A 20,437-nucleotide genomic window follows, 5' to 3' on the forward strand; every position below is an offset into this window, starting at 1 on the left:
GAGGAGGAGCGCCAGCGCTTGCGGCCTTGAACCGACGAACGGCGCGAGAAAGGACAGCCGGAAGGACGGGAGGGGCGCGGTCGGCATACGAAGGAAGGCCGGATGCGCGCCATTAATCATTGCTTGATCGTGATGCGCTATCTTTGCGTGTGTTTAATCGGCGATGGAGGCGGGCATGCAGGACGCTGGAACGGGGGCCGCATCTGACGACATGAGCGGCGCGGAGCGGCTGGACGGTTGGCGGCGCAAGGTCGCCGCCGCCATCGTTGAAGCCGAGAGGCCCGCGATGGAGGACCATATCAGGCAGACGGACGCCTTCCGTGCCGAGAAGGAGGAGATATTCCGTCTCGTTGGCCTGCTCGACCCGCCGCCGGTCGGGCCGGGGCCGCACGAAGGCTACGCGGCAATTTCCCGCTTCGTTATCGGCTATTGGGATTCGGGGCCTAATGTGTGGGTTGTGGAAATGCCGTCCGGCGACCCGATCCCCGAGGCCGAGGAGGCGCTTGCCGCCCTTGGGGAGATTCTGGCCGACGGCCAGTGTTGCCTGTTCATGAGTTTCGGCCCGGCCTTCAATAGCGCCTGGCGGCTGGTCTGGTGTCAGGACAAGCATGAGACGGATATCAGCGCGCCGAGCGGTTTGGGGGCCTTGCATCTCGATATCCGCACCCGGCAGGCCATGGAGCGGCGGGCGGCGGAAATCAGCGCCGCCGTGTCCTCCGGGCGGCTTCCGCCGCCGCCTTGGGTGGCGAATCAGGAGGTGGGGTAAAAGCCCATAGGGATTGTCGGTTATCTCTGGGGGACTTGTTTTAGCGATCAATATAGTTTACATAAATATGAGTAAAGCTCATTATATTGAACGTTGATCTATGAGAAGCGCCGCCGCTGATACCCTTCCCCTACCCGTAAAGCGCGCCCTGCGCAAGCTGGGCGCGGACATCCGTGCGGCCCGGCGGCGGCGGGCCATTCCGACCGCATTGATGGCCGAGCGGGCCTTCATTAGCCGCGTGACCCTGGGTAAAGCGGAACAGGGCGACCCGACCGTTTCCCTTGGCATCTACGCGACCATCCTCTTTATTTTGGGCATGACGGATCGGCTGGCCGATCTTGCCGACGCCAGCCATGACAGCGTCGGCATCGAATTGGCCGACGAACAATTGCCGCAGCGCATCCGGCGGCGCGCGGCGGAAAAGAAGCCGTCATGAGCGACCGGGCCGTCTTCGTCTATGTCGATCTTGATCGGCAGCCGCGCCTTGTCGGGCGGCTATGGTCGCGGGTGCGGCGTGGCCGGGAAACAGCCTCTTTCGAATATGACCCGGGTTGGCTCGCCAGCGCGGAGCGCTTCGCGCTTGAGCCCGCTTTGACCTTGACGGCGGGGCAGTTCCATACGCCGCCGGAAAAGGCCCTGTTCGGCGCGCTGGGGGATTCCGCGCCCGACCGCTGGGGGCGCACGCTGATGCGCCGGGCGGAGCGGCAGCGCGCAAGGCGCGAAGCGCGCGCGCCCCGGACGCTGTTCGAACTCGACTATCTGCTGATGGTGGATGACGAGGCCCGGCAGGGGGCTTTGCGCTTCGCCGAGCAGCCAGGCGGCCCCTTTCTTGCGCCGGATAGTGCGGCGCGAATTCCGCCGCTGATCGAACTGCCGCGCCTGCTATCCGCCGCCGAGAGCGTCGCGGCGGATAGCGAGGGCGAGGAGGAATTGCGCCTGTTGCTGGCCCCTGGCTCGTCGCTGGGCGGGGCGCGGCCCAAGGCGTCGGTGCGCGACCGCGACGGCCAACTCGCCATCGCCAAATTCCCGCAGAAGGGCGACGAGACCGATATCGTGCTGTGGGAAGCGCTGGCCCTGACGCTGGCGGCGCAAGCGGGCATTCCCGTTCCCGACTGGCGTCTCGAACAGGTCGGCGGCAGGCCGGTCCTGCTGCTGCGGCGCTTCGACCGCGACGGCGGGCGGCGCGTGCCGTTCCTGTCCGCCATGAGCATGCTCGGGGCCAATGACAACGAGACGCACAGCTATCTTGAGATCGTGGACGCGCTGCGCCAGCACGGCGCGGCCCCCGCCGCCGATATCGCCGACCTGTGGCGGCGCATCCTCTTCAGCGTCCTCATCTCGAATACCGACGACCATCTGCGCAATCACGGTTTTCTCTACACGGGCGGCGGCTGGCGGCTCTCGCCCGCCTACGACCTCAATCCCGTGCCGGTCGATATCAGGCCACGCGTGCTTTCGACTGCGATTGACGAGGAGGATACGACGGCCTCCTTCGCGCTGGTCATGGATGTGGCGGGGCGGTTCGGGCTCGCCAAGGCGCGGGCCGGGGAGATCGTCGCGGAGGTTGCCGGGGCCGTTGCGCAGTGGCGGAGCCAGGCTGCCCGGCTGGGGCTGTCGGCGCGGGAGATCGAGCGGATGGCGTCGGCCTTTGAGCATGGGGATGCGGAGGCGGCAGCGGCGCGGCGGGGATAGGGCCAAGGCCGCTTATGCCGGTCGGCATAGCCCCCTTGCTATTCTTGAGCGGCGATCTAGGTCCGTTTAGGTATCGCAGGTTAGCAGCGGGCGGCGAGAGCGCATCGTGACGGACATAACCAACGCCGCACATGACGCGGAATTGGACCAGGCGCTGAAGCTGGGCATCCATCAGGTCGTCATGGATGCCACCGGGCGGCCCGTGGATCGGGCGGCGCTGCCCGTGGGCCGCGTGCCGTCCGGGCAATCCCTGGTCGATTTCTGGCATCTCAACTTTCCCTTGGGGGCGATGGACTATCATGCCCCCGAGGTTCAGCTTCTCTTGAATGACATGCTGTCCGTCCGCCGCCTTGATTCCGGCGCGCTGCAAGCGCTGATGGCGCGGATCAAGGACCGGCTGGTGAAAGCCTATGGCCCCCAGCAAGGAAGCCTGATGGCGGGCATGCTGATCGCCCGGTGCCAGCAGGCCCTACAGCAGCCGGAAGATTTTCCGCCGCTGCTGAGCGATCAGGAGCTTGTGGCGGCATACAAGGTTGCGACGCGCAGCCGCGACGCCTTCGGCTTTCTGGGCGGCGCGACGGGCGCTTTCGCGGGCGTTCCCGGCTTGGCTCAGAAGGCCGCCGCAGCCAGTTGGCCGCCCTCCTGGCTGAGCCGGATTTTGACCCGCCTGGCGGCGATCCCCGAAGCCGCCGCGCCTGTTTTTGGCTGGTCCACCAAATGGGCGGCCTTCATGTTCGCGACGGGCAACCGGCATTTCAGCAGCCGCGCCCAGGAATACCGCGACGAAATCAACCGCCGGAATCTTTCCCTGCCATGACCGACACCCCTCACGCCAATCATCGCCGCCGCCCATCGCCCGCCTGGCTGGCGCTGGACGTCGCGGCGATCCTGGCCGCCCTTGCTTCCGGCTTTTATCTTGGCCGGTTGGATAACCGGATGAGCTATGTCTGGTGGGGCTTGCTCTTGATCGCCGTATCCGGCGCGGCCCTGCGGCGCTGGCCGCGATTGGGCAAGGCGCTTTGGTATGGCGGATGCTTTGCCATGCTGGCGTTGGCGCTTTTGGCGGGGTAGCGCTCTCGGTTTGTATCGATCATGACGAGGGCGCGTCCTCATCTGATGAGGTCGATGTTGGCGAGGGCGTATCGTTCGGTGAGGAATCCGGGACTTGGACGCCGAACTCTTCGACCCTCCGACGATTGAGCAATGAAGTAGCCCCAATTTCCTGCAAGGCTTGGGTCGCCCGAGCCGTTATGGCCTTCATCTCCGCTGATGAATTTCCGAATTTCGAGAAATTTAAGGCCGTTGAGATCAGCTTTGACAAATGCGGGCCTCTCTCTTTTAGGAACATTTCCTTAAATTCCTGCGCTGATACCTGAGAAAGCAAGATAATGTCTTCGGGGTTCCATCCTCTGCTGTTCGCTATATCGAGAAGAACGCTGACGGCTGACCTTGTATCTCGGAATGTCTCGAATTTCTCGGCGAAAGCTGCCCATACGTCTGCGTCGGTGATTCTCTCCCGAAAGGGGTGGGAATTGAGGTCGAAGAATTCCTTCCCTTTTTCGTCGTTCGCGGAAATATATCTAGATATTATATTTGGGACGTCGGAGCCCCTTCCCAAATTTTTTAGAAGCTCAATCGAATGGCTGAAGTTCATGGCGTCGATCGAGGAGCCTCCGGCTTCTATGGCGGAAATAAGATTTTCAGCTAGGTCGGCACCGTTATCGTCGAAGCTCTCATGATAGAGTTTCAATGCAGATGATAGGGAGTCTTGCCGCCTTCTGTACTCCATATCTTGCTGCATCTTCGACGCATGTGTGACAATTAGACCTTCATCAAAAAAACCATTCTGAATTCCATTCAAAAGCTCTAAATCGAATTCGTCCGCCGCATAGAAATCGTACACATTTAGCATCGCGCCCCATTCTTCTTCCTCTTGATTCTGGCCCGGTCCATTTTCCGAATTCCTGCGAATCTTTCCTCTTATATTTGTCAAATATTCAAGGAATTTCCCCTCGTCGGGTTTGTAGACAGCATAAGTCAGGACAGCGATAGAATGCATAATGTTGCGTCGTAATTCAGAATCAAAATTTTGAATAAGCGGCAGCAATCTTTCGAACGTCTCCTTGATTTTCCGGATGACCCTGATATTTGACACTCCGAGTTTCAGGCAATCTTCCGAAATCCATTTATCAATATCATTTTCGTCGCCTGCTACCACCGATATGCATTCTTTAGGCGACGGTGAAAATGTTACCCGAATATCTACCACCTTCTCCAAAAATTTCTTGTAATCTCCCTCGCCGACCCCTAGCTCATCTTCGTTCAGAATGATGACGACCTTGCACCGTTTCTCTTCTCTTAAATAGGACGCCAAGCCGAGAACATCTCGGATCTCCAGTCCCTTCCCACGCCGTTCGAGATCGTCGAAGCATACAATCTGTGATCGGACTAAAAGAAACCAAGCGGTCCCGATATTGCCGACATATTTTGTTATAATTGGCACTTGTTTGGTAAAAGAGAATAACTTGCGGGCTTTCTCTGATCCCAAATCTTTAAGCCTCTTTAAATTGGAGCTGAAAGTTGGCTCCGTCTCCCCTGATCCGATATTTATCGTGTTCTCAAAAATGGCATATTTTAGATCAGCCAGGGAATTCAAACCGAATAGAGAGACATAGGCGTAATTTTTTAACGCCAAACCACTTTGGCCAGAACTATTCTTGGATGCCAGATCGAGCGCTTCCCTCCAGTTGTGGGTTTTCCCGACACCCCATTTTCCAGTTATGCAAAGAACTTCAGGTGAATTGCTCGCCAGGAAGCGCCTAAGCTCTTTCGTTATTGCTTCCTTTGACATTCGATCACCTCTATGCAACGCGGATTGATTTGTGGAAATACGCTGTCCCGTCCCCTTCGTTTGCCGCTGTGCGAGCGGCTTGGGGCTATTTCGCCCGGGTCTTCCGTGTGCCCAGCCCGGCCTGCGTCGCCAGCTTCGAGCGCTTCCCCGCATAGTTCGGCGCGGTCCTCGGATAGTCGGCGGGCAGGCCCCACTTCTCCCGGTACTCCTCCGGCGTCAGGCCGTAGGCCGTGCGCAGGTGGCGCTTCAGCATCTTCAGTCTTTTGCCGTCTTCGAGACAGATGATGTATTCCGGCGTCACCGACCGGCGGACGGGAACCGCCGGGGTCAGCTTCTCCGGCTCGGGGGCGGGCTGCGGGGGAGCCGTGAGGGCTTGGAGGCCGCCATGCACGGTGCGGATCAGGCCGGGCAGTTCTGTCGCCGGGATTTGATTTCCGGCGACATAGCTGGCGACGATGGCGGCGGTTTCTTCCAGGAATTCGGTCATAGTGATCGGCTCTTGTGGATTTATTCGGAGCCTAACGGATAGTGCTGCCTAGCCACAAGTAGGTGCGGCTGATCAGCCACCACTGGTGTGGGGCACAAGGGAAACCAGCCAAATTATGAGTTGTATTAAGCCGACAATCAGGCCGATCATAGCGCTAACTGCGGCAATGAGCCTCGCCTTTCGGCTTTCTAAAAGCCGATCAATGAAATTCAAAAGGCCTCGCCCTTTTGTTTTTAGCTTCCCTCTAATGGATGACGATATGACGAAGCTGAAAAAGCCGACCTTCGCAATAGTAGAAGTGTTCATTCTGATAAAATCCTTAGCCAGGAAGGCTTCTGATTCTTCTTTTCCAGACAAAAAGCCTTGAACCTTCCCGCCGTTCATCTCCATCAAGGACAACATCTTGGGGTCAGGGGCGTAATCTCCACCGTATCGATTTTTCAAAACGTCATTTAAGTTGATGCGAACCTCTATTGGGATGCTCGGTGGCTCTTTACCGATTAGAACGCGATATCGGTGTTCGAGATGTTCAAAGCCGAAAGTAACATTACGCATGTTCCAATGAACCCAATATTTCTCACGCCGATCTCGGGCGAAATTATAGAACTGCGTTAGAAGCTCTCTTTCCACATCGTCATATTGGGTATCCACTTGGCTGGGAGGTATTTTGAGATATTCAGCGATTGTGTGGATAGAGAAGCTGACTGTTTGGCCAGACGTATAATGGCGAACTACTATCGAAGTGATTCTCGGAGAATGTGCATTTACGCCGGCATCGAACAAAGACTGCGACGAATAATGGATGATATAGAACCGATCTGGTGTCTTCTTGACGTTCTCGAAGAAGCTTTCAGCGTTGGCCATGGATCAGTGCCTTCCGGATTTATGCGTTAATTAGTCTGAAATTGCAATTTTTGATAGTCATACCTGATGGATAGCCGAAAGATCAATGTTATCTATCCGTGATACTCTCCTTTCCATATGGAATTGCGGGAACCGTGCGTTGCCGCCCCATTGGGTCGGCCAGGCTCTACTCGTGCCGCCCCGCGCCACTTCCCGAGCCGCCGGTGGCGTCTCGGCCATCCGGTGACGATCCTTCGCGCGCGGCCTGGTGCGCCAGGCCGTCGGTTGCAGGCTGCGCCTGACTCCTTCCGTCAAAAAAGGGGGCATCGCCCCCACCGGCATCAAGGCTTCCCCGCGCCGGGGGCGCGGGCGCGCGGCAGGGTGTCCCCGGCCTTCCTCCCGATGGTCGTGCAGGCCGGGTGATCCCCCTCCCTGCCGCTTGGCCTTGACCCCGTTTCCCCCGCTCCCCGGCGCGGGGCCTCGCTTCGGGTTGCATGTGCAACCCGAACATGAGGACAGGGGAAATGAACAACAGCAGCAGCAAGGCGGACATCTACAGCCGGATCACCAACCGCATTGTCGCCGACCTGGAAAAGGGCGTGCGGCCCTGGTTCAAGCCCTGGAATGCCGAGCATGCGGCGGGGCGGATCACCCGGCCCTTGCGGCACAACGGGACGCCGTACCGGGGGATCAACGTCATCATGCTATGGGGCGAGGCGCTGGCACGCGGGTTCGCCTGCCCGATCTGGATGACCTACAAGCAGGCGCAGGAATTGGGCGCGCATGTGCGCAAGGGGGAGACGGGATCGCTTGTCGTCTACGCCAACCGCATCACCCGCACCGAGGCCAACGATGCCGGGGAGGAGATCGAGCGGGAGATTCCGTTCATGAAGGGCTATTCAGTCTTCAATGTCGAACAGGTCGAAGGGCTTCCGGCGCATTTCTACGCCCCCGCCGTGCCGGTGCTGGACGAGGGGAAGCGGATTGAGGCGGCGGACAGGTTCTTTGCCGCGACCGGGGCCGACATCCGCCACGGCGGCAACCAGGCTTACTATGCCGTTCACAACGACCATGTGCAGCTACCGCCCTTCGCCACCTTCAAGGATGCCGAGAGCTATTACGCTACGCTTGCGCACGAGATGACGCATTGGACGCGGCACAAGTCGCGGCTGGATCGGGAGTTCGGGCGCAAGCGTTGGGGCGATGAAGGCTATGCCGCTGAGGAGTTGGTGGCGGAGTTGGGATCGGCTTTCCTCGCGGCGGATTTGGGGATCGCGCCGGAGGTGCGGGAGGATCACGCGGCCTATATCGGCTCATGGCTCAAGGTGCTGAAGGACGACAAGCGGGCGATCTTCAGCGCGGCGGCCCATGCGCAGCGGGCGGCGGATTATTTGCACGGGTTGCAGCCGGGTGTGAGTGCCGAAGCCGCCGACGATGAGGAAAGGGCCGCCGCTTGAGGCGGCCCGACCGGCAGGAGGCGCATCATGGCCCGCAATCGCTATATCGAGATCGACGGCAAGCGCCACCTCTGGCGCGACGTAAGGTGTATGCCTTGCTAGGACGACGCGCTTGGCTGATACGGCTATGCTGTGCGGTCATTAGTATAGGACGTAATGATCAGGACACGAAATTCGACAAATTTTCCTATTTAGCGTGATTGAGAATATGATATTTTGGGTAGGAATTCTATCGTAGGTTTGTGTCTATAGGGGGATATGATGGCTTCAGCCGCTGCTGTAGAAAACTTCTTTATTCTGCATAGACCCTTCGATGGCGAGAAATTCGGGAGCTCTGGATATGTAAACGTAAATTCTGAAATTATTTCGGACGAAGATAATGGTAGTATTGTAGTAAGAACGACCTTTGAATATAGATTAGAAGAGGATAATGGTGCGTTTGAAGTGTTAATTAAGGCGAGTATTTCAAATCCCATAGAGGTCGTGATAACAACAATCATTGCAAAAAAATATGCAGCGTGTGTAGCTTTTGATTTTGCAACTATGATGGCCGGCGAAATGGTGACTGAGTATCTAGGTGCAAAAGAAGATGAAAAAGAAAAAAGATCATTATTCCGCAGATATATAAATAATCTGAAAAATAACAGAGAAAAGTATGGTGCTGCCACGGCGGTAATAGTTGGTGGGTGCTTCCTTAAAATCCTGGCTCCGATTTGAATATATTACTTAATTCAGATATATGCCGGTTATATTTTTGGGGACCGGCTGCTTGCTTTTCGTATTAATTTAGCCGTTGATTTGGCGATGAAGCTAAATCCGCAGACTATAGTGGGCATTGCAAGAACAATTGAGACCCCACTTATTATGGAGGAGATGCCAAGGCCGGCGCCAATAATACATGTTCCAGTTGCGGCTATAAATAAACCAGATAAGAAGTTCTTTTTTGAAAAATGATCTAACAAAATGTCGGATTTATTTTCAATCCACAGCATTGATTTATTTATATTCATTCTTTCCTCCGCCAATGAATTCAATGGATATGTTGCAGATAGCAATGTTTTCTGGTTAATGCAACATTAAAATAAATAATCCGTAGGCGGAATAACGCCAGCATTTATTTTTTTTGGAGTTCTGCACCAATTTTCAAAAAAGCCGCATGAAGCACCTCCTGCGGCCATTCCCCCAGCCCCGCCTTGACGACGAGCGCGCCTAGCTCCATGAGCTTGCGCGCGTCTTCCTTGCGCTGTTGCGCCTTCAGCCGCGCCAGTTCCTGCTCGGCTTTGGCCTTCTTGGCCGCCGCTTTCTCAAGCCGTTCCGCCAGGGTCAATCGCGCCACGGTTGCGCCTCCTGCTATGGAGAAGATGGCGCTTTTCGTGCTGCAATTCCAGAGGTTCATGCAAACCGATAAGATGTGCAGAAACGGTTTAAACGCAATATGCGTTGTGCCAACGCAACCTTGAAGAGTGGGCTGCCGTGAACCAGATAGTGGGATCATGGCCATCGAGTTTGCCCGCATCCGGTATGTGAAGCGGTCGGACGGCGGCAACGCCTGCCGGTCGGCGGCCTATAACGCCCGTGCTGACATACGATGCGAACGGACGGGGGAGCGCTTTTTCTTCGCGCACCGTGATCCTGTTCTCTTTCATGAAGTGCTGTTGCCCGAGGGGGCGGACGCGCGCTTTGCCGATCCGGCGGCGCTGTGGAACGCGGCCCAGGCGGCGGAGCGGCGGAAGGACTCGCAGGAGGCGCGCGAGTTGTTGCTGGCGCTGCCCTGCAATCCGGAGATTGGGCCCGATGATTGGCGCGTCATGGCGGCGGAGTTTACGCGCGAGCATTTCGTCAGCAAGGGCGTGGCCGTCCAGCTCGACATTCACTCTCCCCATGACGGCGACCGGAATATCCATGCGCATCTTCTCGTAACCACGCGCCGGATCGAGGGGGCCGGGCTGTCGGCGGCGAAGGCGCGCGATCTTGACCCGGAGGTGCGGACCTTGAAGAACGGTCGCGCCGCCGTCACCGAGGCCGAGCGCTGGGGCGTATTATGGCGGGAGTACCAGAACAGCTATTTCGAGCGGCAGGGGCTGGATATCCGCGTCGATGAGATCGGCATTTTCGCGCAGCGGCATGAGGGGCCGGTGCGCATGCGGACGGTGCCGAAAGCCGCCGACGAGCGGGCGGCGAAGACGCGCGCCGAGAACGAGGCCGCCGCACGCGACCCGGTGCAGTTGCTGGCGGCGCTGACCCGGCATCGGGCGACCTTCACCGAGTTGGACATCGAGCGGCTGATCAAGAAGCATGTCCCCGATGTTGCCGAGCGGGCGGTGATCCGGGCCGCCGTGCTGGCCGAGCCGGACGTTGTGCCGCTGCATAGCCGCGAGAACGGGAAGTTTGTCGGGCGGTACACGACCGCCGAGGTGCGGGCCGAGGAACAGCGCGTCATGGCGGCGGCGGAGGCGATCAAGCAGCCGCATCGCGAGGTCGCGGCGCGGCATCGGCAGGAGGTCGAGGAAGCGCGCACGCTCGACGGCGAGCAGCAGGCCGCCTTTGCGCGGGCGACCGGCACGGACGGCCTGGTCGTCGTTGAAGGGCTGGCGGGGTCGGGCAAGAGTCACGTCGTCAACGCAATTCGTGAGGCGCATGAGCGCTCGGGCTGGCGGGTGGTGGGACTCGCCCCGACCAACACCGTCGCCGACGATTTGCGCCGCGCCGGGTTCAGCCACGGCAGCACGGTCCATCTGGAACTCTATTACCAGGAGATCGGGCGGGAGGACCGCGCCCCCGCCTGGGACCGGCGGACGCTGGTGATGGTGGATGAGGCCGCCATGATGGACACGCGCACCTATGCGCGGCTGATGGAGCGGGCCGCCGAGGCGCGGGCCAAGGTGATCTTGGTGGGCGACGACCGGCAGCTATCGAGCGTCGAACGCGGCGGCATGTTTAGCGAGATCAAGGGGCGGTATGGCAGCGCCGTCATCAGCAAGGTCCGGCGGCAGGAACAGGATTGGCAGCGCGAGGCATCGGAGGCGTTTTCCGAGGGGCGTGTCGGCGAAGGGCTGCGGGCCTATGCCGAGCATGGGCATGTTCACTGGTCGGGCGACCTCGACGAGAGCCGCGACCGTCTGCTGTCCGATTGGGATCAGGACAGCCGCGAGCGGCCTGATGGGGCGCGGTTTGTCTATGCCAGCACGAACCGCGAGGTCAACCGGCTCAACCGCGCGATCCGGGATATTCGCTTGCGGCGCGGGGAGGTCGAGGCCGGGGTTGAGGTCGAGACGGTGCGCGGGCGCTTTGAGATCGGCGTCGGCGACCGCATCCAGTTCCACGGCAACGACCGGCGCGCGGGCATCTATAACAGCGCGCTTGGGACGGTGACGGGCATTCGGGGCAGCGCCTTCACCGTCGAGACGGATGGCGGGCGCGAGGTGCGCTTTGATTCCGACAGCTTCCATGAATTCGGGCTCGGCTATGCGGGAACCGTCTATCGCGGCCAGGGCAAGACGCAGCTTCAGGTCTATGCGCTGTACGACAACGCTTTCGCCTGGCACGCGCGCACGGCCTATGTCGGCATGACGCGCCACAAGGCCGAGGTCGATCTTTACGTCTCGACCGATCTTGCCGCCAGCGAGCATGCGCTGGCGGCGCAGATGTCCCGGGCCAGCGACGACGAGGCCAGCCTGTCCTACGCCACCGGGGCGGAGGTGATCGACCTCGACAAGGCGCGTGAAGGCCGGGGCGATCAGGGGCGCGGCGGCCAGGGCGATGGTCAGGGCGATGCGGGCGGCAGCGCGCCGACGGCGGGACGCCTGCCGCGCGAAGAGGCGGACAGGCTGCGGCGGCTCGACCTCACCGAATATGCGCGCACCGCGCACGGCTATACCGTCACGCCCGATGCGAAAGACCCCGCCCGATATATACTGACACGCGAGCGGCCCGAGAGCGGCGCGGATCGGCTTGAGGCGCGTCGTGCCGATGATGGGCGTTGGATGTGGCGCAACCCGTCTGATGCCCGCCAGCGCGGCGACATCCTCGATTTCGCGCGGCGCGAGGGGGCCGCGGATTTAGCCGCGGCGCGGGCGGCGGTCGCGGCCTATGAAGAGCGGAGCAGCGAGATGGCGAAGGAGCCTGAGAACCGCAAGCAGCGCGCCGAGGCCGAGCTATTGCCCGAGATCGCGGCGGACGATCCCGCCCGCGCCGCCAAGCTGGCCGACGCCGCCGACGAGCGGCGACGCAAGATCGTCGGGGCCGAGGAAGAGGACCGCCGCGACGCCATCGTTGCCGATGAAGAGAAGCGGCTGGAGGCCGTGCGCGAAGCGCAGGAGGCCGAAGCGGCGCGCATCGGGCGGATGGATGGCGAAGCGTTTGAGGCCAGCCGGACCGAGCAGGCCCGGCTTGCCGGGATGCGCGAGGAACGGCCCCGGCATCATGCGGCCTTTGTCGCCGAGCGCAACGCCGAGGCCGAGACGGCGCGGGTTGCGCAGGACGAGGAGCCGCCGCGCGAGGCGGTGCGGATTCAGCCGGTTGTTGATGACCGGGCCTTTCCGGCATCGGCGCAGGTCCGCTACAGCGAGGCGTTGGCGCGGCACTATAGCCCGCGCAATCCTTACGGCTCGCTGGCCCAGGCCAGCCTTGCCGAGGCCGCCGCCTGGCAGCGCGAGCGGCATGAGTTGGATCGCGCGATAGCGACCGAAGCCGATCCCGCCAAACGCGACATGCTGGCGCTGCGCCGGGATATCGAGCATGCCGATTACATGGCGCAGGCGTATGACCGCATCGCCGGAATGGACCGCGCCATCGGCGGCGATGCGCATGAGCGTGCCGCCATTGAGGACGCGGTGCGGGCGGAGGGCTTCCGCGACCAGGCCAAAGAGGCGCGGCAGGAATGGGAGGCGCGCGGCGTCGAAGAGCCGTCGCTGTATCCCGCGCTGAATGAGGAGATGCGCGCGCGGCAGGACGAGGCTCGTGCGGTTCAGGAGCGCCAGCAGGCCGCCGAACGCGAGCCGCAGCAGCAGCCCGAGCCGGAGCCGCCGGGCCTTGAACGGGAAGAGCAGCCGACCGTCGAGCGCAGCTATGAGGAAGAAACCCAGGCCATGCGCCGCATGGACCTTCCCGGTTACGCCGAACAGGCCCACGGCTATGCGGTCGAATGGAAGGGCGACACGCACCACGCCGCGACGCTGCGCAAGGGGCATGAGACCTTGCACGCCAGCCAGGGCGAGGATGGCAGTTGGAGCTATCGCAACCCGCAGCGGCCCAATGACAAGGGCGATATCGTCCGGTTCGAGGCGACGCGCAGCGGCGTGACCGTCGGCGATGCCCGCGAAAACCTACGGCCCGCACTGGCCCAGGAAGAGGCCGAGCGCGGGCCGCTGCATGATGCACCGGAGACACGGGACAGGAACGCGCGCAGGAACGGGATGGGCGCGAGCGGGATGACGAGCGGGAAAGGTAAATTCGACATCTCACATGCCAGAATCTCGCTTCCTCAAATAAGTGATGCAATAACAGTGGGTGACAGGTATGCCATCTACTAAGCGTACCGTGGAGCTAGCGGCCAAGGCATTTTTCTGCCGGGAAATTATGTATCTCACAACGCTTAAGAGCTTCATAGTATAGGCCCGTTGAGCGGAATTGCGCAGAAGTGCTCTCTCTTTCCTTCTGCGTCGCGGCCGAAAGTCTATCTATACCGTCTGTTGCCGTTTTAAGGCTGTCGCCACGCATACCACTCGTTTTAAGGGCACTTGCTATATCGGTGCGGGACATTTTTAGATCGCGTTCGGGGGTAGTAGACAAGGCGCTCACTTGTAGTTGGGCTCTTTCTTCGACCGGAGGTGCGGCATTTACGAAAAGCATGACATACGGATTATTCAATGGAGAATAGTGACCGTCATCGCATGTTCCGTCGTTATTTTTTGTGGTAAATTTTATGCCATAGGATGCGCCCAATAGAGGCTTAAAGCAGAATTTGTCATTCTTTATATCTCCTATGTTTATATATCCTTTTCTTATGTCTCCATTTTCGTATCCCTTTCGAGGATACACTATAGCCTTTGTGCCGGTTCTTTCTTGGTCTCCAGTACAGTTGTACGAATCGGCAAAGCTCATATAAATATTAGAATTATATCTCGCCTCCGATTTCTTTTCTGCTCCTTTGATAAGTGGGTCTAATGCGCCGGTTACATAGGCAGACGCGGTCTTATAGCCATTTTGCAAAAGACCGGAGCCGGGGAAAGTTATAGTTCCAGCCAAGGATGAAAGATTTTTTATTACTTCAACCGCTTGAGACGCTCCTTGTTCTTTAATTAACGTAATCGATAGACCAATTGAATGGTAGGATACGCTTCCATCCGTAAGTGAAAAATCATCCAAAAGTCCATCTTCAATTCCAGCGGAAACCAATCCGTCGTCATACTCGGTAGTTCCGACTGCGATAGAACGAGAAAGAGAGATGGTTGGAGATTCATCTTGGCTTCTGATTTTGACCCTTGTTGCGATATATAAGGTTACGCTTTGATCAGCGCGGAACCATCCGTCTTCATGTTCCAAGATAAACTTCCGAAGATTGATAACAACATGGTCCTTCTTGTAATTTATGCACGTTGATTTTACGCCGTCATCCATGCGGATTATTTCCGCTCCCTGTTGGGCAAAAGAAGCATGCGGTATTAGGAAAAGGAACGGGAGGAAGGCGGCGATCTTAAAGCGCTTCATTGTCGGCTCCTTTCATCTTGAAGTGTAAATGGCGGATGCTTTCTAAACTATTCCAGGGCGTAACCTGACCACATCCCGCCTCGGCACCCTTGCGCGCGTCAGTACGGCGAGGGCGGTGTTGGGTTCGACGACAAGTTCGTTGACCTCTTCCGCCGTCACGATGGGCGCGACGGCGATTTTCGAGGTGGGGCGGTCTTGCTGGCCTGCGAGGTTGGCCTTGAAGAGTTGAAAGGGGTTGATCGCGGATAGCAGGTCGGCGACGCGCCCGCCCTGACCGAGTTCGATGGTGCTGGCGAGCAGAGGCTGATTTTTTGCGGCGGCGATGCGGCCTGTCGCCTGTTGCGCCCAGACCGCGCCGCGTAGCGTCGGCACGCCGGGGATCGTGTCGAGCGTCGGGCGGTACGTCGCACCGATGCGGCTGGCGACGAGGGCCGCCGTTTTCGGCGAGCGGTTTTGCAGGGCGATAACCGAGCTGAACAGCGTCAGCCACTTTGCGGCGTCGAACTCGCCAAGCTGGGCCTCGACGCCCTCGACCGTCTGCGTCGCGGCGACGACGGCGAGTTGCAGGCTGCGGGCGATGCCGAGAATGTCGGCATCCTCCTTCATCGCAATTTCCTGCGCCTCGTCCATGATCAGGACCACGGGCGTTTCGCCTTCCGCAAGGCCCTTGTCGGCGCGGTCGCGGATGGCGGCGTAGAGGCGCGCCTTGATCAGCGCCATCACGACGCGGCCCGCCGCGCCGTAGCGGTGCGCGGGGGCGAGGATGCCGACGCGCCCGCCGGTGAGCGCGCTCTTGATATCGGCGTCGCTGCCGCCCGCCGCCGTCATCGCCCATTGCAGCGTCGCGGGGTGGCCGGTGATCGTCATGTACCAGGTGCGCAGGGTCGCGAGGATCGAGGCGCGGGTTTTCGCTTCCAGCGCGGGCCATTCGGACGTGAAGAAGGTCGCCGCTTCATCCTGTTCCGGGATCGACGGGTTCACCTTGTCCAGAAGCTCGGTCGGCGGGCCGTCACGCGCGATTTGCCAGATGCTGGCCAGGCTGAAGCCCGCCGCGTCATCGAGCTTGGCGATGACGGCGGCGAAGCGCAGCAGCGCCATCGCGCTGTCGTCGAAGAATTTATCCTTGGCGTCCTTGCTGGCGAGGATATCGCGGATGGTGCTGGCAATCTCGGTCGGGGTCAGGCCCTCGACCAGCGAGATCGCTGTGCTGGCCGGGTCGATGACCGTGAAGCCGGGCAGCATCGCCGCGACTTCGCCCGGCAGCGCGCCTTTGCCGTCCAGTACGATCAGCCCGACCTTTTCGAGGGCGGCGATCTGCTTGCAGAGCGGGCGCAGGACGCCCGCCGTCTTGCCCGAGCCGGTGCCGCCGAAGACGATCAGGTGTTGCATGAGGTCTTTGAGGCTGAGGACCATCGGCAGGCCCTTGCTCGGGGCCAGCGCGTCGCCACGCGCGGCGAGGATGCCGAGGGCGGTGCCGATGTTGAGGATCGGCGAGGTGTCGCGGATGGCCTCTTCGATCTGCGCTTCGCGGGCGGCTTCGGCCTGGCGTGCCCATTTCGACGCGCCGCCGGTGGACCAGGCGGCGGCTTCGGCGCTGTGCGCGGCGGCGACATCCAGCAGCCGCGCCCGCACGGCGGCGGGGTTGGGATCGAGTTTCGATTTGATGAGCGCGAGGATCAGCAGCGCCGCCAGCGGCACGAAGGCCAGCAGCGTTGCCGCCAGCGGCAGCAGGCCGATGACGAGCGCCAGCCACAACCAGGCGCTGGCGCGTTGCGCGGCATCGGTCGAGCGCAGATCGGTTTCGGCGATTTCCGAAGCGACCGGGCGGCCATCGGCGAGAAGCCAGCCGTGCCGCCACGGGTCTTCGAGATCGGCGGGGGTGCCCGTGGGATTGAGGCGGAAGCAGACGCGCGCCGTCAGTGCCAGAGCCGCTTGCGTCTGCGCATTGCCGTGGGGCGATAGCCAGCGAACGAGAAGGCGCGCGCCGCCCGCAATGGCCACCATTAGCAGCAGGCAGACGGCGAAAGTGAGGAGGCCCGGCAAGGCGGGCCTTGAGATCCAATGCAGCAGCAGCGCGGCCACGCCCGCCGCGAGCAGCGCTTGCCATTCGGCTTGCCACAGCCGCGCCGCGAGAAGATGAGCGAGGTGCCGGTGATAAAGCTCGCGCGCGAAGGCGAGATCGTCGTCGGGCGCTTCGAGCGGCGGATGCAGCACCAGCGCATCCAAACTCTCGGCATCTTGCCAGAGATAACCGACATAGATATCGCGCAGGCCCATTGTCGCCCTCGCCGTATATCAAGGATGGCGCGAATAGCTCTGACCGGCCCCCATGAGGCCGAGGATCAATCGATAGCCTGAAACGCCGAAGGTCAGGGCGAGCGCGAGCACCAGGAAGACAATCGCCACGTTTGGCGTGACCAGAGCGCCGCGCCGCCATTCGGGCCGGATCGGCTTCCGGACGATGATGACGCGCATGAGCGCTTTGGAACTCATGTCCTTGTCTGAAAAGAAAGCATCGAACATCGCCGCCCCCGCTTCGACGTTTACGCGAAGCGTATCACTGCCGGAGTAGCGGTTGGAGTCGAATCTACGCCGTTTGCGTGCGTATATGGCTTCCACGTCTACTAAAAAGCGGGTGCGGCCATGGCTGCAAGGCAGCGCGTCATGACGGCGATCAGCTCTTGCTGGCTGGCGGTCTGCGTCTTGGCGAAGACGTTATCAAGCTGGCGTTTGACGGTATTGATGCTGACGCTTTGTGCCCGCGCATAGTCGGCGCGGTTGAGGCCGTTGAGCAGTCCCTGCGCCAGCCGCGCCTCGGCGGGCGTCAGGCGGAATGCCTGCCGCAGCGTCTCTTCCGCCGCCAGCGGCATCAGCACCGGGTCGCTGATGAAGATGCAGGCGCGCGGTTCGAGGAAGAGCGGCCCGCCGATGCTTTCGCCGGGGCGCGTCAGCGTCGCGTGCAGCACGAAATCCGGCAGGCCCGAGGGGCGCTTGGCGCGCAGCAGCAGTTGCGGCGCGGCCCCGGTGATGTGGCGGTCGAGTTGCCGTTGCGCCGCCCGGTCGTCCAGCACCAGGCGGCCCGCGCGCAGATGCAATCCGTCGCCCAGAGCGGCGATCCGGCTGGCGCGGCTGTTGGCGAAGATCACCTTGCCGTCGGGTGCGGCGAGGATGACGGCGCTGTCGATCCGCTCCAGAGCGGCATGCGCCGCATCCTGCTGCGACAGGACCGCGCCGAGCTTGGCGGTTGCCGCCATGGCCCGCCGCAGATGCGGCAGGAGGAAGGTCAGCAAGCGCTTTTCTTCCGGGCCATAGACTTCGGCCTTGTTGGGGCGCAGCAGTTGAAAGCCGACGATGCGCCGGGGGCCGGTCTCGAACGGCACCGACAGCAGCGGCCCGAAATCATAGGCCGGGAGATAGCTGCGATAAAAGCCGTGCGTCCGGCGCACCTCGGGCGGCAGTTGCTCATGGTCGGCGATCACATGGCCGACATTCGGCACGCCATAGGCCCAGCGCGGATCGTCGGCGTACCAGTTGGCGTCATAGTCTTCCTGCGCCTCTTTCGGCACGCCCTGCTGGACGAGGTAGCGGCGCACCGGAGCCGCGCCGGAGAAGTCCGAATCGAGGATGTGGCCGCCGACCGCGCCGACGGCGCTACGCACTTCGCGCAGCACGACCGCCCAGCCGTCCGGCTGCCAGGGCGCGTCATAGATGAGGTCGAGCAGCCTTTCGATATCGTCCGTCATGGCCCGGAATCCGACGCGGCGAGTAACTATCGTCCATTCGCACGGCTCACGGGAGGAATTTATCACCCAGGTGGGTGATGCGGCTGAAAAGGCTCACGGCAATCATCGCCCAGGTTTTGCGCTTGGCCGGGAGGGATGATGTATCGGGGAGGCACTACCGACATTTTGCGCGGCGCGTGGGGCGTCGGCTGCAAAGGCCCGAAATCAACCGTCAGATATCGTGCCGCGTCAGCCGCACCCCTTCGCCTTTGCCGGAGGCGTCGGCGCGGAGGAATTCGATGCCCGCTTTTTCGAGCGTGAGGATCACCGCCGAGAGGGTCGAGGCGCGCGGATTGACGTCATTGCGCTCGATATCGGCGACGGTCGTGACGGACAGGATGGCGCGATCCGCAAGCTCGGTGCGGGTCCAGCCGAGCAGGCCGCGCGCGGCGCGGATTTGGCGAGGCGATACGATCATGGGCGGATCACGGCATCCCAAAGCGGGATTTGACCAGCCATCGCGTAAAAATGAGCGCGAAGGCGTAAATTTGTAGATTTTCAACTGGCGGTGCAGAGTCCCTTCGCTTATTCTGCCTGCGGCGGTGCGCGGGGCCGTTGGCATCCCGCCCGCTTGCATGCGCCGCCTTCCTTCCGAACGGGTCACGGAGTCTTGTGACGATGATCAAGCGGTCCATTTTTCAGCATTCCGGCCTGGCAGCGGCCCTCATCGGTTTGACCGTGCTGACGGCCTGCGACCGGAACCCTGTTCTCGGCAAATGGCAGGCGACAGGGCAGGCCAGCGCCGCGCAGGAGGCGCTCGGCAAGCAGGTCGAGTTCACCTCCGGCATGATGACGCCCTCCGGCGGCGTGTGGCCCTCGATGGCCGTCCAATACAAGCATGAAGGCGATAAATGGTTCGTCGTCGTCGCGCAGGGACCGGCGATTGTCGCCCAGGTCTCGGGCGACCGGCTGCAAATCCAACTGCCGATGATGGGCGCTGCGACCTATCGCAAGACGGCGCAATAGCGCCCATTCGCTTGCGGATTGGAACAATTCATAGCGCCCCCTATCTGATGGAGACGTGCATGCGTGCGCGTGGAGTTCTTGCGATTGGTATTGCCGCGCTTTTCCTGGGCTCTTGCGGGAAGCTCCCCGACAGCGACGGGCTGCGGCAAATGCTTCATAACGTCCAGGGCGATACGGCCCCTGTCTACAAGGGGCCGCCGAAAACGAACCCTCTCGCGCCCTATGGGCTGGCGGACATTTTCCCGAACTACAATTCCCAACTGCCGATCATGCAGCAATGGCCGCATGTCGCCGTGACGGTGATTCATGCACCGCCCTTTCATTTCAAGGATGTTGGATATGCTGGTGCAGATGTGGACCAGCCCGGATGCTGGACGCTTCGTGCCCGCATTTGGCGCTCGCGTGTCCTTTCGGAAACGCGTCAGTTCGATTGGTGTTTTCCACGCGATACGACGAAGCTGTATGGCGGCGGAAATCAGGCATTCACCCGAATACCGAGCATCACCGACGAGACGACGGGCAACACATATACCGAAGGCCCGGTGCCGCCAGACGGAATGCTTCCGATGGACAAGGCACATCGGCGTTTCTACGACAAGTCGGGCTCGCCTTTCATTGTGGATAATGAGGAGTTTTCATTCCGCACCACAATGGACGCCCTCCTTTTTATGAATCTGGCCGATCAAATGGGGATGGTCATGGAACAGCATGACATCCGCTTATGGTTCGCAGGCTTCGAGGAAGCGAAGGCCGGGGGATCGTAACTGTGCCGCCATTTGCGCTGGCGACAGATGGTTCGTCGTCGTGGCGCAGCGCCCGGCGATTGTCGTCGAGGTCTCGGGGCACGGCTGCAAATCCAACTGCCGATGATGGGCGCTACGACCT

19 protein-coding genes are annotated in these 20,437 nt (G+C 60.8%); 10 read left to right on the top strand and 9 right to left on the bottom strand.

The genetic code is table 11. The features are described from left to right. Positions 1 to 175 precede the first annotated feature (175 nt). From UAA55_RS18950 to UAA55_RS18970, 5 genes are all read left to right on the top strand, one after another. Positions 176 to 766, top strand: a complete 591-nt coding sequence (locus tag UAA55_RS18950) for a hypothetical protein (protein WP_322954697.1) — start codon at positions 176 to 178, stop codon at positions 764 to 766. Between the two features lie 100 nt (positions 767 to 866). Next, on the top strand, positions 867 to 1,202 hold the full coding sequence (locus UAA55_RS18955) for a hypothetical protein (protein WP_322954698.1): 336 nt from the start codon (positions 867 to 869) through the stop codon (positions 1,200 to 1,202). Further along, positions 1,199 to 2,458: a type II toxin-antitoxin system HipA family toxin gene (locus tag UAA55_RS18960; protein WP_322954699.1), complete on the top strand. Its 1,260-nt coding sequence runs from the start codon at positions 1,199 to 1,201 to the stop codon at positions 2,456 to 2,458. The genes UAA55_RS18955 and UAA55_RS18960 overlap by 4 nt, the downstream gene beginning before the upstream one ends. 106 nt (positions 2,459 to 2,564) lie before the next feature. Further along, a complete protein-coding gene (locus UAA55_RS18965; protein ID WP_322954700.1) occupies positions 2,565 to 3,275 on the top strand; it encodes a hypothetical protein in 711 nt (236 codons plus the stop codon). Continuing rightward, positions 3,272 to 3,529, top strand: a complete 258-nt coding sequence (locus UAA55_RS18970) for a hypothetical protein (protein ID WP_322954701.1) — start codon at positions 3,272 to 3,274, stop codon at positions 3,527 to 3,529. Before UAA55_RS18965 ends, UAA55_RS18970 begins: the two co-directional genes overlap by 4 nt. A gap of 19 nt (positions 3,530 to 3,548) precedes the next feature. Here UAA55_RS18970 and UAA55_RS18975 read toward each other — a convergent pair whose 3' ends face one another. From UAA55_RS18975 to UAA55_RS18985, 3 genes are all read right to left on the bottom strand, one after another. Further along, positions 3,549 to 5,309, bottom strand: coding sequence for a hypothetical protein (locus tag UAA55_RS18975; protein WP_322954702.1), 1,761 nt, complete (start codon positions 5,307 to 5,309; stop codon positions 3,549 to 3,551). 85 nt (positions 5,310 to 5,394) lie between these two features. Continuing rightward, a complete protein-coding gene (locus UAA55_RS18980) occupies positions 5,395 to 5,796 on the bottom strand; it encodes a Ros/MucR family transcriptional regulator (protein ID WP_322954703.1) in 402 nt (133 codons plus the stop codon). A 72-nt stretch (positions 5,797 to 5,868) separates the two neighbouring features. Next, positions 5,869 to 6,660, bottom strand: a complete 792-nt coding sequence (locus UAA55_RS18985; RefSeq protein ID WP_322954704.1) for a hypothetical protein — start codon at positions 6,658 to 6,660, stop codon at positions 5,869 to 5,871. Between the two features lie 503 nt (positions 6,661 to 7,163). Between UAA55_RS18985 and UAA55_RS18990 the strand changes: the two genes are divergently transcribed. Further along, positions 7,164 to 8,096, top strand: a complete 933-nt coding sequence (locus tag UAA55_RS18990; RefSeq protein ID WP_322954705.1) for an ArdC family protein — start codon at positions 7,164 to 7,166, stop codon at positions 8,094 to 8,096. A 258-nt stretch (positions 8,097 to 8,354) separates the two neighbouring features. Further along, positions 8,355 to 8,813 (top strand): hypothetical protein, encoded by a 459-nt coding sequence (locus UAA55_RS18995; protein WP_322954706.1) that lies wholly within the window; start codon positions 8,355 to 8,357, stop codon positions 8,811 to 8,813. Between the two features lie 397 nt (positions 8,814 to 9,210). Here the strand turns inward: UAA55_RS18995 and traD are convergent, their stop codons facing one another. Continuing rightward, positions 9,211 to 9,432, bottom strand: a complete 222-nt coding sequence (gene traD, locus UAA55_RS19000; RefSeq protein WP_322954707.1) for a conjugal transfer protein TraD — start codon at positions 9,430 to 9,432, stop codon at positions 9,211 to 9,213. A gap of 157 nt (positions 9,433 to 9,589) precedes the next feature. Between traD and UAA55_RS19005 the strand changes: the two genes are divergently transcribed. Next, positions 9,590 to 13,627 (top strand): AAA family ATPase, encoded by a 4,038-nt coding sequence (locus tag UAA55_RS19005; protein ID WP_322954708.1) that lies wholly within the window; start codon positions 9,590 to 9,592, stop codon positions 13,625 to 13,627. A gap of 13 nt (positions 13,628 to 13,640) precedes the next feature. On the opposite strand, the gene UAA55_RS19010 is transcribed toward UAA55_RS19005, so the two are convergent. From UAA55_RS19010 to UAA55_RS19030, 5 genes are all read right to left on the bottom strand, one after another. Continuing rightward, positions 13,641 to 14,804, bottom strand: a complete 1,164-nt coding sequence (locus UAA55_RS19010; RefSeq protein WP_322954709.1) for a hypothetical protein — start codon at positions 14,802 to 14,804, stop codon at positions 13,641 to 13,643. Between the two features lie 42 nt (positions 14,805 to 14,846). Then, positions 14,847 to 17,081, bottom strand: coding sequence for a type IV secretory system conjugative DNA transfer family protein (locus UAA55_RS19015; RefSeq protein WP_322954710.1), 2,235 nt, complete (start codon positions 17,079 to 17,081; stop codon positions 14,847 to 14,849). Positions 17,082 to 17,099: 18 nt separating this feature from the next. Beyond that, positions 17,100 to 17,327 (bottom strand): hypothetical protein, encoded by a 228-nt coding sequence (locus UAA55_RS19020; RefSeq protein ID WP_322954711.1) that lies wholly within the window; start codon positions 17,325 to 17,327, stop codon positions 17,100 to 17,102. Positions 17,328 to 17,428: 101 nt separating this feature from the next. Next, entirely contained in the window at positions 17,429 to 18,547 is a 1,119-nt protein-coding gene (locus tag UAA55_RS19025) for a helix-turn-helix transcriptional regulator (protein WP_322954712.1), read from the bottom strand. A 211-nt stretch (positions 18,548 to 18,758) separates the two neighbouring features. Continuing rightward, on the bottom strand, positions 18,759 to 19,004 hold the full coding sequence (locus UAA55_RS19030; RefSeq protein ID WP_322954713.1) for a helix-turn-helix domain-containing protein: 246 nt from the start codon (positions 19,002 to 19,004) through the stop codon (positions 18,759 to 18,761). Between the two features lie 200 nt (positions 19,005 to 19,204). On the opposite strand from UAA55_RS19030, the gene UAA55_RS19035 reads away from it, so the two are divergent. Both UAA55_RS19035 and UAA55_RS19040 read left to right on the top strand, forming a co-directional pair. After that, complete coding sequence (locus UAA55_RS19035; RefSeq protein WP_322954714.1) at positions 19,205 to 19,552, top strand: hypothetical protein; 348 nt, start codon at positions 19,205 to 19,207, stop codon at positions 19,550 to 19,552. 59 nt (positions 19,553 to 19,611) lie between these two features. Then, positions 19,612 to 20,316: a hypothetical protein gene (locus UAA55_RS19040; RefSeq protein ID WP_322954715.1), complete on the top strand. Its 705-nt coding sequence runs from the start codon at positions 19,612 to 19,614 to the stop codon at positions 20,314 to 20,316. The last annotated feature ends 121 nt before the right edge of the window (positions 20,317 to 20,437 follow it).

The sequence above is a fragment of the Nitrospirillum guanabarense genome (assembly GCF_034653355.1).
Taxonomy (GTDB): domain Bacteria; phylum Pseudomonadota; class Alphaproteobacteria; order Azospirillales; family Azospirillaceae; genus Nitrospirillum.